The 15,675-nt window shown below is 42.9% G+C and carries 14 protein-coding genes; 4 read left to right on the top strand and 10 right to left on the bottom strand.

The genetic code is table 11. From position 1 onward, the window contains the following. Positions 1–128 precede the first annotated feature (128 nt). The gene (locus L4D05_RS05545; RefSeq protein WP_428793555.1) at positions 129–2,195 is read left to right on the top strand and encodes an alpha-amylase family glycosyl hydrolase; all 2,067 of its coding nucleotides are present in this window, start codon (positions 129–131) and stop codon (positions 2,193–2,195) included. A 128-nt stretch (positions 2,196–2,323) separates the two neighbouring features. Here L4D05_RS05545 and L4D05_RS05550 read toward each other — a convergent pair whose 3' ends face one another. The 3 genes from L4D05_RS05550 to L4D05_RS05560 form a co-directional block, all read right to left on the bottom strand. Beyond that, positions 2,324–3,781, bottom strand: coding sequence for a glyceraldehyde-3-phosphate dehydrogenase (locus tag L4D05_RS05550; RefSeq protein WP_428750989.1), 1,458 nt, complete (start codon positions 3,779–3,781; stop codon positions 2,324–2,326). A 307-nt stretch (positions 3,782–4,088) separates the two neighbouring features. Then, positions 4,089–4,856, bottom strand: a complete 768-nt coding sequence (locus tag L4D05_RS05555) for a siderophore-interacting protein (RefSeq protein ID WP_428750990.1) — start codon at positions 4,854–4,856, stop codon at positions 4,089–4,091. 276 nt (positions 4,857–5,132) lie between these two features. Then, complete coding sequence (locus L4D05_RS05560) at positions 5,133–6,281, bottom strand: arginase family protein (RefSeq protein ID WP_428793280.1); 1,149 nt, start codon at positions 6,279–6,281, stop codon at positions 5,133–5,135. Positions 6,282–6,515: 234 nt separating this feature from the next. On the opposite strand from L4D05_RS05560, the gene L4D05_RS05565 reads away from it, so the two are divergent. Then, on the top strand, positions 6,516–6,737 hold the full coding sequence (locus tag L4D05_RS05565) for a hypothetical protein (RefSeq protein WP_428750992.1): 222 nt from the start codon (positions 6,516–6,518) through the stop codon (positions 6,735–6,737). Positions 6,738–6,866: 129 nt separating this feature from the next. Here the strand turns inward: L4D05_RS05565 and L4D05_RS05570 are convergent, their stop codons facing one another. From L4D05_RS05570 to L4D05_RS05595, 6 genes are all read right to left on the bottom strand, one after another. Beyond that, positions 6,867–7,250, bottom strand: a complete 384-nt coding sequence (locus L4D05_RS05570; RefSeq protein WP_428750993.1) for a Rid family detoxifying hydrolase — start codon at positions 7,248–7,250, stop codon at positions 6,867–6,869. Between the two features lie 112 nt (positions 7,251–7,362). Then, entirely contained in the window at positions 7,363–8,577 is a 1,215-nt protein-coding gene (locus L4D05_RS05575; RefSeq protein WP_428793281.1) for an aromatic amino acid transporter, read from the bottom strand. Between the two features lie 100 nt (positions 8,578–8,677). Next, positions 8,678–10,138 carry a tryptophanase gene (gene tnaA / locus L4D05_RS05580; RefSeq protein ID WP_428750995.1) on the bottom strand — a complete coding sequence of 487 codons (1,461 nt, stop codon included), beginning with the start codon at positions 10,136–10,138 and terminating at the stop codon, positions 8,678–8,680. A 221-nt stretch (positions 10,139–10,359) separates the two neighbouring features. After that, a complete protein-coding gene (tnaC, locus tag L4D05_RS05585) occupies positions 10,360–10,434 on the bottom strand; it encodes a tryptophanase leader peptide (RefSeq protein ID WP_390902880.1) in 75 nt (24 codons plus the stop codon). A gap of 225 nt (positions 10,435–10,659) precedes the next feature. Further along, a complete protein-coding gene (locus tag L4D05_RS05590) occupies positions 10,660–11,844 on the bottom strand; it encodes an alpha/beta hydrolase (protein ID WP_428793282.1) in 1,185 nt (394 codons plus the stop codon). A gap of 66 nt (positions 11,845–11,910) precedes the next feature. Beyond that, positions 11,911–12,273: a putative hemolysin gene (locus tag L4D05_RS05595; RefSeq protein ID WP_428793283.1), complete on the bottom strand. Its 363-nt coding sequence runs from the start codon at positions 12,271–12,273 to the stop codon at positions 11,911–11,913. 516 nt (positions 12,274–12,789) lie between these two features. Between L4D05_RS05595 and L4D05_RS05600 the strand changes: the two genes are divergently transcribed. Together L4D05_RS05600 and L4D05_RS05605 are read left to right on the top strand one after the other, a co-directional pair. After that, complete coding sequence (locus tag L4D05_RS05600; protein WP_428750998.1) at positions 12,790–13,998, top strand: MFS transporter; 1,209 nt, start codon at positions 12,790–12,792, stop codon at positions 13,996–13,998. Between the two features lie 314 nt (positions 13,999–14,312). After that, complete coding sequence (locus L4D05_RS05605; protein WP_428793284.1) at positions 14,313–15,038, top strand: DUF3581 domain-containing protein; 726 nt, start codon at positions 14,313–14,315, stop codon at positions 15,036–15,038. A gap of 68 nt (positions 15,039–15,106) precedes the next feature. Here the strand turns inward: L4D05_RS05605 and L4D05_RS05610 are convergent, their stop codons facing one another. Continuing rightward, the gene (locus L4D05_RS05610) at positions 15,107–15,574 is read right to left on the bottom strand and encodes a methyltransferase family protein (protein ID WP_428793285.1); all 468 of its coding nucleotides are present in this window, start codon (positions 15,572–15,574) and stop codon (positions 15,107–15,109) included. Positions 15,575–15,675: the final 101 nt, after the last annotated feature.

Consider the following 15,675-nt stretch of genomic DNA (forward strand, 5'->3'; position numbering starts at 1 on the left):
ACAAACCTAGAGGCTCATCACGCTAAAAAACCACAATTTAGGACCGAGCGTGATGCTCCTCTCTCAGCCCTCTATCTCCTCCCTACTTGGTCTCTAAATGGAGGATTTTTCTCTCTATAATCCCAGCGATAATTCACGGTGCCCTACCCATAATTAGAAAAGGACATCACGTGAAACCCATCAAAACCGCTCTTTGCCTTTCCATCACCAGCGCGCTAATTTTTGGCTGTGCTTCTGAATCAAATTCACCATCAGAGCAAGCTAAAACGCCCTTTTATAGCTGCGAACAATCCAACATTTCGGCGGCCAATGATCTTCGAATTTATCAAGTAATGGTAGAAAGCTTCGTCAATAGCGACAACAGTATTGGTCATGGCACAGGCTATGGCACCAGTCATCACATGGGTGACATACAAGGTATTATCGATTCACTCGACTACATACAATCACTTGGTATGAACGGCTTATGGCTCACGCCTATTTTCAACTCTGAGCCTATCGACGGACAAGATCATTGGGCGGATAGATTAGATGCCACAGGCTACTTTGCCACTAACTACTTTGAAATTGACCCGCGCTTTGGCAACTTAGATGACGCCAAAAAATTGGTCGATGAAGCGCATTCACGCGGAATGTATGTTTTCTTCGACGGCGTATTTGGGCATCATAAAAGCAACGTTGTACCGTCTCCTAGCGGTTTAACACCTGCTGGCAGCGACAATCCCGTCAGCTACCCTGAGAGTCTCCCGTTTTACCAAGAAGTCGCTGAATATTGGATTAAAGAGCTCAAGATTGACGGGTGGCGTCTCGACCAAGCGTATCAAGTTCCAACGCAGGCCTGGCAAGAAATTCGTAAAACCGTTGACGAGGCCTCTCAATCAGTCACGTATTCCAACCAAGATGGTAAACAGGTCCACCCTTTAGGTTATATGGTGGCGGAAATCTGGGCGGGGGAAAATAAAATCATTGAAACTGGCTACGGCTCTAACGAAGCGCCGGCACTTTGTTCAGCCTTTGACTTTCCCGTGCGCTATCGACTTGTAGAAACATTAGCAGTAAATGAATCTGGCGTAGGCGGCAAAACAGGCGAATGGATAGCAGAAGGTATGAATCTTCATACTCTGTATCCCGATCATGCTAAGCCAAACCTTATGTTAGGCAACCATGACCTAGTCCGCTTTGGTGACCTCATTCAACGAGGTAATCTTGCCGAGCCCGAAGATGATGGCTACTGGCAGCGCTATAAAGCTGCAATTTCATTCCAAGCGGCTTATACCGGCCCTATCACACTATATTACGGAGACGAAATCGGCGACGAGCTGGAAGGATTTTCCGATCGAATTGAAAATGACTGCGCGATTATTGGCAAGTGCGATGATCACGTCGCTCGCACAAGTGGTCGCATAGAAGGCATCAATACCACGCTAAATTCGCAACAGGCGAATCTTAAGGCATACGTTAGCGAATTAATGACACTGAGAGCACAGCATCCCGCATTATCTAAAGGATCACGCACCAATGTGTTGGCGGATAAAGTCAGTTATGCTGATGTCAAACAATACCAAGGTGAGTCTATACTCTACATCCTCAATGTCTCAGACAGCGATCAGAAAATATCCATATCTAGTGACACTATAGCCTCCTCTTCGACATTAACTGACTTACAATCGGACGAAAAAATCGCGCTGTCTTCAGGATTCTACACCATAGCGCTATCACCATTTGAAGGGCGTTTTCTTCACATTGATCAGCCAACTGACGCTGCTCCAATCGGGCTAATTGCCACCTCAGCCACCAGCACCGGCGATACATTCATGAGCGCTTGTGATAACCCAACATTGCCAGAGGCAGGTCCCATGGATGAATCACTCTACGTTGTAGGTGACTTTAGCGATTCAAACTGGAAACATACATCGTCTCGAGCTTTTGAATATAAAGGCAACGGCGTGTATCAAGTCGTGGCTAACGAAAAGCCCGGCAGCTATCGTATGCAATACGCAACAAAAGATTGGAAGCCTCAATTCACGGCGGAAGGGCTAAGCGTAAAACTAGGCCAAGAAAACACGCTAACGTTTGGCGGGTATGGTAAAGACACGGCAGTAACGATTCTTGAAGAAGGACGCTACGTCTGGAGCTTGAAGTTTGATGATAATGGCACACCGTTAACGATGTTAGCGGCCAAGTGCGTTAACTAATAAGTGCGCTAACTGATTTGTCACTCTTTTAAATATCACACAAGAACTAGATACGTCACATAAAAAACCGCCACTGCTTCTAGCAAGCAGTGGCGGTTTCACCATCACGTAACCATATCACGTTACCATTAAGCTAATTCAGGGTAAGTTTTAAACTTCACACCCATCATCTGCTCCATACAATGGACAACTTGGCAGCTATAGCCAAATTCGTTGTCATACCAGATGTAGAGAACACAACGATTATCTTGTGCTATCGTGGCTTGACCGTCGATAATGCCCGGATGACGTGCTCCAACCAAATCAGTAGACACGATTTCCGTAGAATCCGTGTAGTCAATTTGCGCGGCAAGTGACGACGTTAATGAGATTTCACGAAGGTAGGTATTCAACTCCTCTTTGGACACAGAAGTCTCGAGATTTAAGTTAGCAACCGCCATTGAAACATTCGGTGTTGGTACACGAATCGCGTTGCCACTTAACTTGCCTTCTAGCTCTGGTAGGGCTTTAGATACCGCTTTTGCCGCACCCGTTGAAGTCAATACCATGTTTAACGATGCCGAACGACCGCGACGATCACCACTATGATAGTTATCAATTAAGTTTTGATCGTTAGTGTAAGAGTGAACGGTTTCAATATGCCCTGATACGATACCGTATTTGTCATTAACAGCCTTAAGTGTTGGTGTAATCGCATTCGTCGTACAACTCGCGGCAGACACAATCGTATCGCTGTCTTGAATCACATCGTGATTAACACCAAATACAACGTTTTTAATCTCACCCTTTCCTGGAGCTGTAAGTAATACACGTTCTGCACCTTGACAGGCAACATGTTGGCTTAGGCCTTCAGCGTCACGCCATACACCCGTATTATCCACAACCAGAGCGTTGTTGATGCCATAGTGCGTGTAATCCACATCGGTAGGCGAATTTGCGTAAATAACCTGAATGTAGTTGCCATTCACAATCAACGCTTTGCTCTCTTCGTCAACAACAATGCTACCGTTAAACTGACCATGCACTGAATCTCGGCGTAATAAACTCGCGCGTTTTTGTAGATCACCATCTTTACCGCCACGCACCACAATGGCTCGTAAGCGAAGTGGATAGCCAGGGCCGCTCTTCTCTACCAAGATTCGCGTTAAAAGACGACCAATTCGGCCAAACCCATAAAGCACAACATCTCGAGTTTCCTTAACGCCGTTGCTGCTAATACTCTCGGCCAATGAAGTACTCAAAAAGTCAGCTATGTTATTGTTATCTTCGTGAGACGCCCAATACTGCTGTGCTAATTGACCGATATCGATACAACACGGCGATAAATCAAGCTCAATGAGTTTTTCAATTAACGGGGCGGTTTGAGCAACATTGACCGATTGAGGAGCGTAGTGACGAGAGACACGGTGAGTTTTAATAATATCAATCGTGGTGGCGTTAACTAGGGTCTTACCAAACAAAAGGATTTCTACGCCTTTTTCTCGATAGAGTCGACCTAGAATAGGTAAAATTGACTCAACAAGTGTTTGATTTAATTGCCATTGATTTTGATGAATTTCCGATTGCGAGATAGTGCTATTACTCATAGTACCTGGGGGACCTCTATCAGTTATTTGCGCCTCTCTTTTGTATGTAGGGTACAAAAGGCAAGACACGTGTTTGGGATGTGATTATGTTGTTATTTTTCTGTGCGGGAGTGTAACAAGCAGACACTTAATCTGCTAGGAAAAATAAAGCCGAATATTAACGGGGAATAACGTGATGTATGTAGCATTTATTGCGGAGTTAAACGCAGACCTAGCTGATTTGTTAGGAAATTTGGTGAGCTTATTTTATATAATTAATCAAACTCACCAATACTAGTGTCACAATCATCAATATTTACTAAAGTATCTAACCTTCGAATTCATCGTGATCTTGTTTCTTAATCACTTTATGTCCATCCTCAGCCACACCTTTTTTCCAATAGCTACTAATGTAAATGTCGTCTTTAGGAATGGCTTTATCATTACGGAAAAACTGTCTCAGCTTCTTCATTTCATCAAACTCGCAAGCACACCACACGTACGGTTCACCGTTGAGCCATGGCTGTAACATAGCTATCTTGGACACGGGTTCTGTTGTCCAAATAATATCCATCCCTTGTGGAGCAGTGAGCGTTTGCTGATCGGCCACATCAATCAATTGAATGATAGCGTAGCCTTTGGCTTCTGCTGGTAGCTCTGCTAATTTCACGGATAGCGCAGGCAACGCTGTCATATCGGCGTTAAAGAAAAACCAATCTTTATCAGTATTAACACTTTGAATCGCGCCAGGGCCGACAATGCTAATTTGATCGCCAATTTTCGCATCCATCGCCCAGCGACTACCGAAGCCACATAGTTTGTCCTCGGTAATATGAGTGACAAAGTCCACCTCTATCTTGCCGTGTTCAATATCGAGGGCCCGTATCGTATAGGTACGCATTTTTGGTCGACTATCTTCACTCAAGTCACTAAGTGCAGTACCGCCATGTTCATTAAACAAGAACTTGATGTAACTTCCGTTACTGCTCGGGTCCCATGTCTTTAAAGCTTCTGACTGTAGGGTGAGACGACGCATGTTTGGTGTCAAAGACTCAGAGTGGATCAAGGTAAGCAATTTAGGAGAAGGCTTTTTCATAGAACACGTTTATTAATGATTATTGTTATCATTAAGTTTATCACAGACTTTGCGTTGGTTTCATCAATTTACTTTGTTTTACACGTATAAAATCGGCAATGTCACGTCCTGTGTCGCTATCACCAGCCTTAATTTACCAATGCCCTATTTAAGACATGCAGGATCAAAAAAGGTCCGACATTGTCGAACCTTTTCTCATTTAGCTAACTAAGCTCATCACGTTTTACGCTTATAACGATTTAAGCTTGTACCGATTTAAGCTTATAAAGTCTCTGCTTATAGCGTCACAGAACCGAATGCCAATGGCCATTCCGTATGGCGATCTTCGCCATTCTCGTCACGTTTGTTTTCTGCCAACCAGCAGAACAATTCCCAACCGAAACCAGCAGCGATGATACCATCTTTATCTGTTGGATCCGTGTCTGGTGTATATTCAGCAATATCAGCACCAACAAGACGAACTTTACCTGAAGCCTTCACTTTACGCAGAATTTCGTACACTTGTAGGTGACTTAGACCGAATGGATCTGGGCTTGAGTTGGCACGACAGAACGCAGTATCTAATGCATCCAAGTCAAATGTTAGATAAACCGGGCCACCATCACCACAACGTTCGATAATGCTTTCTACCATTGCATCAACACCAAGGTCATAGACTTCATTCGAAGTAAAACCAGTGGTACCAAATGCAATGTGGTTGCCTTTAACTAATGCAGTTTGACGACCACGCATACCAATTTGAACTGTACGCTCTGGATCCGCTAGGCCTTCAGAGTACAACTTAGCCAACCAGTGACCAGAAGTGTACGGGTAATCAAAGTCCGCTTTTGTTGATAGGTCATAGTGGCCATCGAAGTGGATAACACGTAATGGACCGTATTTTTCACCCAAAGCACGCATTGTTGGATATGGAATTGTGTGATCACCACCAAAGACAAGTGGTGTACAATCTTTTTCAACAACCATGTGATGAAGAAGCTCTGTCAGCTGTTCAACTTCTGCTTTCAGCTCAAATTGACCTAAGCTATCCCAGTTTCCGTAATCGATAACGCGGCACCATTCGAATGGCAGCTCACCGTTATCACCAACAGTACCCATACCCATTTTACTTAGGTGGCGTAGGCGCTGTGGTGCAAACTTATGAGACGAGCCAGTTGGTGAGCATTTTTCAATACCCATGCCGTAAATAACAACGTCAGCATTATCCAGATCTTGTGAAAACGGCGCTTGATAGAAGCCTAAGTAATCTTTGTTGATAAAACTAAGCTGTTCAATACCTTTACCGCCACCCTGCTCTTTAACACGAGCTAGATAAGCAGCGATTTTTGGATCTAAATTGTCAGCGGCGGATACATTTTCCCAGATGTATTTATATTTAGCGACTTTCTCTGGGTCTATGGCTGGCCATTTTTTAAAGTTTGACATGATGTATCTCCGATCAAAACAAGGAAACTTGTTGAAAACTACAAACAATAGTAATTCGCATTGCTTCCTTTGGGCAGTAACATACTGGATGTAACTTTGTCATTTCTAACCCATCATTATACGTCGCATTAACACTATCGAATTAATTTCTCAATAAAATATTGCTCATTATTTGACCGACATCTAATTCCCTCCTATGGTTTGTAAATCGCTCGCAGCAGAAGGAGGTAAAACATGAAAAAAATGAGTAAGTCGTACCGCATGAAAATCATAAAAGAAGTCGCGGAGAGGAAAGTTCGAGAACAGTGTGATGACCCAATGGCAAGATACATCAACTCTTTGTTAGATCAGGATCCAGAAAGAGATCATATTGTTGAATTCAAACAAGAATTTACTGGCAATTATTTTGATGAGAACGCAGGAGGTTGGGTAAGTAAAACGTGGAGGAGCAAGTAAATCATCACAAAGCAATGAATTCCCAATTCATTACTTGAAATACCGATGGGGAAGCAAGCACCCAGCTTGAGATGAGGCGCCTTTTAACGGCGCCCCCTGACAAAATAACCGTCTTTAGCCTACTCTTAATTATTGCAAAACGGCTATCACTTCAATTTCGACTTTTGCGTCCATAGGAAGGCGAGCGACTTCCACACATGAGCGTGCAGGAAACGGAGCGCTGTGAGCTTCAAAAAATGCTTCGTAAGCCGCATTAATTTTTGAAAATTCATTTAAGTCCTTTACAAATACCGTTGTTTTTACAATATGGTGAGGCTCTAACCCTGCTTCGCGAACAATCGCCACAGCGTTAGTTAACGACTGTATGGTTTGTTCAGCAACATCGTCATCCATCACTTTAGTTTCTGGATTAATTGGCAATTGCCCCGATGTAATTACCATATTGCCGAATGTCACCCCTTGAACGTATGGCCCAATCGCCAAAGGCGCTTTGGTGGTAGAAATCGCGGTCATATACATATTCCTTCATTAATTCTTTGTTTACTCAGAGTAATTAAACCCATCTCTAAGTTAAATAATTGATTTTGATGATCGAACATCTAAGCAAGTATCAAGTTCAGGCTAATTAACCGGTGAACATTGGCAACATTCCTAGCATCGATAAGAAATGGAACACCGCAGTAAGCACACCAAATCCAATGACTAAATAGATCATTACTGTGCCGCCTGGCGCTCGGAAACCTTCTGATCCATTCTCTCCATCTCGCGTTTTCTTCGCTAGCATCGCAGGAATAATACATGCCCACACGGTAGCTGCTGCGCCCGCATAGCCAATCGCGATCACGAACCCAAACGGAAATAGTAGAGAAAATATTAGTGGTGGTATAAATGTAGCTAGCCAAGTTTTCGCACGCCCTTGACGGGTATCTTCAAACTTAAAGAAATCAGCAAGGAAATCAAACAGCCCCAACCCAACTCCAATGAAGGAAGATAAAATAGCCGCCATTGAGAACGTATTAATAGCATTCGCAACTCTATCGGATTCAATAACAGAGCCGAGCGCAGTTAGCAAAGCATCAACATTACCGCCTTGTGCAATTACAGGCCCAAAATTTGCGCGAGGTAGATTACCAAAAATACTAATCAACCAGACAAAATAAAGAACAGACGCGATAATTGTGCCTCCTAGAATCGCTTTCTTCGCCTGAGATTCGCACCCGTAGTACGCACGCATTGATGACACCGAGTGATGATAACCAAAAGAGGTTAATGCAACCGGCAGCATCGCCATGGCATAAGGAGCATAGTTGTTTTCAGCACTAATAGTGTCAAGCAATACACCCATATCAACGTTGACAGCTAGACCCGACACACCAAAAATAAAACTAAGTACCATAAAGGCTATCAGTACAACCGATATGCGATCGACAGCTCGGGTGGAATGCCAAACAAAGGTGGAAAAAATAAGAACAAAGAAAATGGAAGCAAGTTTGTCATTTATTCCAAGTACGTCTTTTAATATAAGACCAGAAGAGGTAATATACGCATACAAAAGAATACCACCGACAAAGTACACGGTTATATTGTTAAATAAGTTTATTTTTGAACCTAGTAGATCTTTCGTTACCGTATCAAATGAAACTTTAAGATCGTAGTTTTTAAATGCTTCTAACAACATCCAGCCGGAAATTGTCATGACTATCATGGTAATAGTTATTGCCAACAGAGACCAAACTGTCCACGCCCCTGCTCCTGCACTTGGTAGCCCTAACATTCCAGCACCCACACAAACGCTGGCAATAATACAGGCACCACCTATTAAAGATGGACTCTTATTCATAATATATTCTCGTAGAATTTCTCGTTATGATTTAGTTTCAGCTTTTATTATTTAGGCAAAAAAAGAGCGTAGCATTTTCTTGCTACGCTCTCATTTATATTTAAGCTTCTGCCAATGCTGATTCAGTCGTATTGGTTGTTACTTTCTCAACTTCTTTCAGGCGAGCAGTAAAGTGACGTAATACTTCAGGCTCATAGGTAAAGTCTAAACCTTTTACTTTATGGGCATTTTCTTTCACTTTTTCGAACGCTTCAATGACATAGTCCATATGCGTTTGAGTATAAGTCGCACGAGGAATCGTTAAGCGAAGTAGCTCAGCAGGACAAGCGTGTTGCTTACCTGTTGCAGGATCACGACCTAGCAATAGAGAGCCAATTTCAACCGCACGAATACCAGCAACCTTATACAACTCACAAGCTAAGGCATGAGCAGGGAACTGATCCGCTGGAATGTGTGGCAGCAGTTTACCTGCATCTACAAATGCCGCGTGCCCACCAGCCTGTTGGCAAACAACCCCGATTGCTTCTAAGCCGTTTACTAAATATTGAACTTGGTTAATACGGTACGCTAACCACTCTTGACGCATACCGTCATATAGGCCAACAGCTAGGCGCTCCATTGCACCACCTTCAAGGCCACCGTATGTAGGGAACCCTTCTTGTACCACACAAAGAGTACGACATTCAGTGTAAGCATCCATCAAAGAATCGTCTTTGAAGCACAATAGTCCACCCATTTGTACCATTGCATCTTTCTTCGCAGACATTGCAAGTGCATCAGCATACTTGTAAGTTTCACGAGTGATTTCTTCGATTGTCCAGTCTTGATAACCCTCTTCACGTTGCTGAATGAAATAAGCGTTTTCAGCATAACGAGCGGAGTCCATAATGACAGGAATATCGTACTTACGAGCAATCTCATACACCGCTTTTAAGTTAGCGATCGATACTGGTTGTCCACCAGCAGAGTTACAAGTAATGGTACTAACAATATAAGGAACGTTGGCTGCGCCTGCTTCAATGATCGCTTCTTCCAGTTTTTCTAAGTCAAAGTTACCTTTAAAGTCAGCATTCACTGCCGTATCAAACGCATCTTTGGTGTAAACGTTTTTCGCAACACAGCAGTTAACTTGAGTGTGGCCTTGAGTCGTATCAAAGAAATAGTTCGACAACGCGACCATTTTAGTACGATCCAAACCTTTCTCTTTCTCACGCTTTTTAATAAGCACTGGAATATAAATTTGCTCTGCACCACGTCCTTGGTGAGTTGGAATCGTCAATTCATAGCCAAAAATATCTTTAACGGCATTTGCTAGCGCATAGTAACTACGGCTACCACTATAAGCCTCATCGCCACGCAGCATTGCAGCTTGCATTTCTTGGGTAATTGAACCTGTACCGCTGTCGGTTAATAGATCAATAAAGACATCTTCACTGTCTAATAAGAATGGGTTCATTCCCGCTTTTACAATAGCTTCATCACGATATTCACGTGTAGTACGTTTTACTGGCTCAACAACACGAATACGGAATGGTTCTGGCAGATGTTTAAAGTTTTCCATGATATTATCCTAATAATATTTATTGCTTGCAATAATATAATTGAGTAGCAAACAATTAATTAAAGACAACCCTACCTAGAAATTATTTCCAGATACGATTTATTTTTTAAATTCTATTTTTTTTGATTTAACACAGCACAAACAAAGCAATCTATTAAAATATACTTTACTTATATCTACTATATAAAATCAGGACGCACTGGAGTGTGCATTCGATAGAGTTATCTCGAAGGAAAGAAAAAAGCAATTTTGTAATCTAGTGTAATCCAACTATTTGTCATGTTGAAGTCTTCCATTGTTGTACCTATTTGAAACGTCTATTTCAAACTACTGAGACAATTATCTATAGATCATAGGGATTTGTCATTATCACAGATTACAATATGAGATATCGTTAACAAAAAAACGTAATTAACTCTTTTTAAGCTCGAAGACAGGATATTTAGTATGATGAAGATCAATAGAGCGTACTAGTAAACTAAGTCATCATTAAAAATAATATTAGTGGATTAAACAATTTTTTATTTATTTCTTTCCATAAATTCGACCACTCGCTTCATTGTTGGTTCAAAGTAAGGGTTCCAACTTAACCTCGCACTAATGGTATCATTGTCAAACAGCTCCCAAGCGGCGTAAGTTAAAGTCGGCATTTTAGGGCAATCTACCTTATATATTTCCCCCTCTTGATTATCTCCGCACTGGCGCATCAAACCTGCTCTACCATAAAGCGGGTTGTCTGGGCGGTACAGCACCGATATGTGAGAGCCACTTTGTATATAAAACTCTGGTAACTTCATGGGGAACTTCACAAACCGTGGATCACTATAACCCCGATCACCATACCAAATAAGTTCAGATTCAGGAGAGCTAAAGCGTGTTTTGAATAGATCGTACACGCCCTTCGCATCAATAAGTTCATCACTTTCAGCAAGCATTAAGATCGCAGGAACGTTTAGCGCATCGCTCTCTAGCTGCGCTTGTACGTTAACCGCACTTTGATAGTAGAGTGCAGCACCATCCATTGCTAGTGAGTCGTAGCGAGAATAATTCTGCTCTTTTTCAATGCTGACCCAATCGACAAAATGGCTGGCGAAACCTGCTAGCCCAGCAAACGGGTCTTTAGGTATGAATGCCGGAGAAAACAAGATTAGGCCTTTAATATCTCCATCGGTGCTAGCGTAACTGGTGACCAAATTGGTGCCCGTAGAAAACCCACCTAACCAAACTGAATCCACGTCTTGACGAAGCAATGCTACCTGGTGAGCAACGGCTGTTGTCCAATCCTCATAACTCGGGTTCATTAAGTCCGCAGGTCTAGAGCCATGCCCCGGTAATAACATCACATGAACTAAGTAGCCCTGTTTGGCGAGATAAGGCGCGATATCAACAAAAGAGTAAGGTGAGTCCCCTAATCCATGCACTAACAGCACACCATGACCATTAGGCACCTTTGGTTCTAATTTATATGGACTCACCGCATCCATTTCCCGTTCGTAGCCAGCGCCATGAAAAACACGGTACTCATCTAGCCAGTCACGAGTTTGCGCCGCATATTGATTAAACGTCTCTTGTTGATACGGAGCTAAGGCGCCGGAGCTTTGGTACATTTGAGGGTTAGCCTCAATGATCCGGTGGCTACACCCGCTAAGTACAAGCACGAATAAAACGACAATAACCCACTTGCCTGAAAACGCACGTCGAACCACCAGTATTTCCTTACGTTAATCACCTAAATAGAACGCAATCGATTAAATAAAGTCACTTAAATAACCCTAGTTGCTCGATGCCTGATGATCTCGGAAGTACTCCTCTGCGTCCATCACATCCCCGTTTGCCAATGTACATTGCTGACTTGTCGCCTCATATACACCCTCAGTCGCTTCGCAGTAACGCTGGGCTTGGGATTTAACATCTTTATCACTGTGCTGTTCTCGGTAGTAAGTCCATGCATCAACTGACTTTCCTGAACTCAACAGGCATTCTCCTGTTGCTAGGTCATAGCTACCGTGCTGCTCACAAAACACAGCGGCTGGGTTTGCCATGTTAAGTTTACCTTCATCTTTCGCCACCTCAGACTTTGCACAGCCGAACAAAGCTAAGCTTGATAGCACGGCAATTGATACGAGTGATTTCATTATTTTTACCTTTTCGATATGTGGACAACGCAGACCCAAATAAGAAAACGCCATTTTAGGTCCTTCTTCCGTGCCAATGACATATAGCTCAGAGACTGGCAGGTTTACCAATGAGGGGCTCCCATGTCTAACCTTTGTTGCGACGCAAACGCTGTCCGTTAAAAATCAGATCTATTCACACGATGTATTACATCTGGTCCTACAACAACTTGAACATCCACTAAAAAGCACGCACTCCCACTAAACCCTAGATGAAATCTCAGCTGATTCAACTCAGACTTGAACTTTAATACGTCAGATGTTACAAAATTATAGCCCTCAAGCGCACTTGTTATAAAATCCTCCCATCCTGCTTTATCTCGTCATCGATATAGCAACGCCTTTGACTATATCTTTAGATAATATCAACCAATATCGCTACTCAGATTGAGAAGGTAACAGTAGGTAATTTACTTGTAACTTACAGTAGATCATCGACAATTCATGAGTAAATTATTAATAAAGGAATCTCCGCTCATGAACGGCTTTCGATTATGGCATTTTGCCCAAGCATCGCTTGGAATCGTCCAATGGGTTGGCATCGCGATCTTGCTCAATCCTATCATTATAGAAAGAACCTCTAGCGGAGCATTGTTGGGGCAAGTCATGGCCCTAATTGGTGGCGCAGGGCTACTTGCACCATTGATTGGTGGAATTGCAGATAAATACGCTTGTCACCGAATCATGCAAAGAATGGCGCTGTTCATTCATATCATTGCGCTTCTGATCCTCTATTTCGCGGAAACTACCATGCCTATTTATTGGACGGTTGGCATTCTTATCGGAATTGGTAGCGTCAGTCTATTGGTACTTAATCCAACGTTTGTTCTCGCGTCTAGTCAAAACCAAGAACAAGAGGGCCGTGGTTTAACTAGTCTATTTCAGTGCCAATTCTTTGGCATTATTGTGACGGGTGTTCTCGTAGCCATTGCCGAAAACTTTGCTGTATCCAGCGATAATCAGCTGCTCATACTGCTTGCGCTTGTTGTTTGCGTGCTGGTTGTCGTCTCCATTGCCCCTCCACCTAGTGTCAACGTGTCAGAAATTACCTCTGAAACCGAGACTAACGAAAACACCATTCAAGATACGCCAAAGAAATTCCTACCATGGGTACTGTTCCTTTTGGCCGTGTTTTTCTCTATGTTTCTCTCGTCAAACCTTATGGAGCTCGGTCCTCTTCTCATCAAAGAGGTTTACCATGTTGAAATTGGTAACTCCGCGCTTGGTATGGCTGCCTCTGCATTTATCAGTATTTTCATGCTGGAGTCGGCTGGCAGATGGATGCAAAAAAGTGGCCCTTTTAATGTCTGGTTTACCGCACAAATTGTCTACTTAGTTATTGGCTCACTATTTTGGTTTACTGCAGGGAAAGACGTACATAGCCTTATCCCTATCGCTTTACTCGTAGTACTTATGCAAGCAATGTCTTGGAACGATATGATCATCCCTGCTATTGCAGGCCGATTAAGTCCAGCGTCACCTGCGCTAACCCAGGGGTTGCTCATGCTTTGTATGGCCGGTGGTTTCGGTGTTGGCGCTATGCTAGCGGGTATGTCGATTGACCAATTTGGTTATGCATCGGTATTTACCCTTTCTTTGTTCGGCATTGTGGTTGCGTTAGTCTGTATCCTGTTATTAACGCTGTCGTCTAAGTCATCGGTAATGAAAACAAGTATGGCTCAATAACCTTTAAACGTTCATCTTGGTAACCAACCTACCGCTGGCACTTTTTTCGCAAACAGGCAACGATCTGCTTGTTTGCGAGCTCTGCCCCACTCTTAATCTTAATGTATAACGTCACTTAAAATGATTACGGTTGGTCATCCACTATCGGTTCAAGAAGCTGCGGAAAATAGACCTGTTTGCCATCAGTCTCCCTATATCTCTGATTTACAACCATGTAGATTGTTGAGTACACCTGTCAAATTTTTCACTGGATAGACCATTCAATCCAATTACTCATATATAATTCGCTCAATTGCGTTTAATCGAAGAGTATTATGTTTCTAACACCTTACGTATCAACCACCAACGACCATTTTGAGTTCACTCGCCAGCAAGCCAGCCACTTTGCAAAAATAGTAGCCGGTGACTTCAACCCTATTCATGACGAAGGCGCAAAACGCTTCTGCGTACCTGGCGATTTATTATTTGCGGTATTACTGCAAAAAGAAGGCATTAGCCAGAAAATGCGCTTTGATTTTTCTGGTATGGTCGCCAATGGAACACCGCTGAGTGTTAGTAAAAAGTGCGATACCGAAAGCTCACTTGTTGACAGCAACGATAAAGAATACCTACATATGACTCGCGAAGGTGCAATCAGTCATGATCAGGCTTTCATTGAACACGTGGTCACGAACTATGTGCAATTTTCTGGTATGAACTTCCCACACATCATGGTGCCCTTAATGCAAGAGCAGCAAATGATGATCAACTGCCAGCGTCCTCTGGTTATCTATGAAAGTATGGAAGTTGAATTTGCTCGCATCGATCTTAAACATCCTGAAGTTGAATTCACAGGCGCGACATTTGATGTCGAAGGCAAACGTGGTTTAGTTACACTTCACTTTTCTTTTACTGAAGATGGTGAAGTAGTTGGTAAAGGAATGAAACGAATGGTTGCCACAGGATTAAAGCCTTACTGTGATGAAGCCGTCGCTGATTTAGTTGAACGTTTTAATCAACGAAAAGCAGATTTTATCGAACAAAATGGGCCACTAGTCTAAACGATATATAAGCGCCAGCTGATGCTGGCGCTCGTCTTAGTCAACAGGCTATAAGCGAGAAAAGCGACTTAAATCCAGCGCCTAACCTTAGCTTTATAATCTCTGTACCCTGCTCCAAACTTTTCCTCTAAAACCCTCTCTTCCGGTTTAATCTGAAATCGAGTCATATAGACAATAAACAATAAACTGACGAGGAGACCCAGCACATCTTCTAAATAAACGCCCCAAGCCAATAGTAAACAATACAGTGCGACATACATGGGGTTTCTTGTCACCGTAAACACGCCTGAATCAACAATTTTACTGGCTTTGTGCGGACGAGTAGGATCAACCGTTGTGCTTGAACGATGAAACTCTCTTACGCCCGACACACCAAGGTAACCACTGACCAGGACAAGAAGTCCAATCCAAGCCACTTTTAAAGGAATGTAGAGAAATAGCCAAGTGCTATCAACCGCGTGAATACCGTACATCACCACAGCAAAAATAACGAAAACCACCACTGGCGGCACTTTAAGCTCTAACCCTTTAAGCATGGCTTACTCCTTTAATAAAGCTGCTATTACTGTTTATATGGTCGTCAACTCTATCACCAAGCAGCAAGGTCAGTTTACGCCTTATAAACCGACCAATAACG

It is taken from the genome of Vibrio nomapromontoriensis (assembly GCF_050337205.1).
GTDB classification, from domain to species: Bacteria; Pseudomonadota; Gammaproteobacteria; order Enterobacterales; family Vibrionaceae; genus Vibrio; species Vibrio nomapromontoriensis.

Bases quoted from the DNA above. Each gene is read 5' to 3' on its own strand.
- L4D05_RS05560 (WP_428793280.1), bottom strand. From the start codon at position 6,281: ATGTCAAACTTTAAAAAATGGCCAGCCATAGACCCAGAGAAAGTCGCT.
- L4D05_RS05610 (WP_428793285.1), bottom strand. From the start codon at position 15,574: ATGCTTAAAGGGTTAGAGCTTAAAGTGCCGCCAGTGGTGGTTTTCGTT.
- L4D05_RS05605 (WP_428793284.1), top strand. From the start codon at position 14,313: ATGTTTCTAACACCTTACGTATCAACCACCAACGACCATTTTGAGTTC.
- L4D05_RS05595 (WP_428793283.1), bottom strand. From the start codon at position 12,273: ATGAAATCACTCGTATCAATTGCCGTGCTATCAAGCTTAGCTTTGTTC.
- L4D05_RS05600 (WP_428750998.1), top strand. From the start codon at position 12,790: ATGAACGGCTTTCGATTATGGCATTTTGCCCAAGCATCGCTTGGAATC.
- tnaA (WP_428750995.1), bottom strand. From the start codon at position 10,138: ATGGAAAACTTTAAACATCTGCCAGAACCATTCCGTATTCGTGTTGTT.
- L4D05_RS05565 (WP_428750992.1), top strand. From the start codon at position 6,516: ATGAAAAAAATGAGTAAGTCGTACCGCATGAAAATCATAAAAGAAGTC.
- L4D05_RS05555 (WP_428750990.1), bottom strand. From the start codon at position 4,856: ATGAAAAAGCCTTCTCCTAAATTGCTTACCTTGATCCACTCTGAGTCT.
- L4D05_RS05575 (WP_428793281.1), bottom strand. From the start codon at position 8,577: ATGAATAAGAGTCCATCTTTAATAGGTGGTGCCTGTATTATTGCCAGC.
- L4D05_RS05550 (WP_428750989.1), bottom strand. From the start codon at position 3,781: ATGAGTAATAGCACTATCTCGCAATCGGAAATTCATCAAAATCAATGG.
- L4D05_RS05570 (WP_428750993.1), bottom strand. From the start codon at position 7,250: ATGACCGCGATTTCTACCACCAAAGCGCCTTTGGCGATTGGGCCATAC.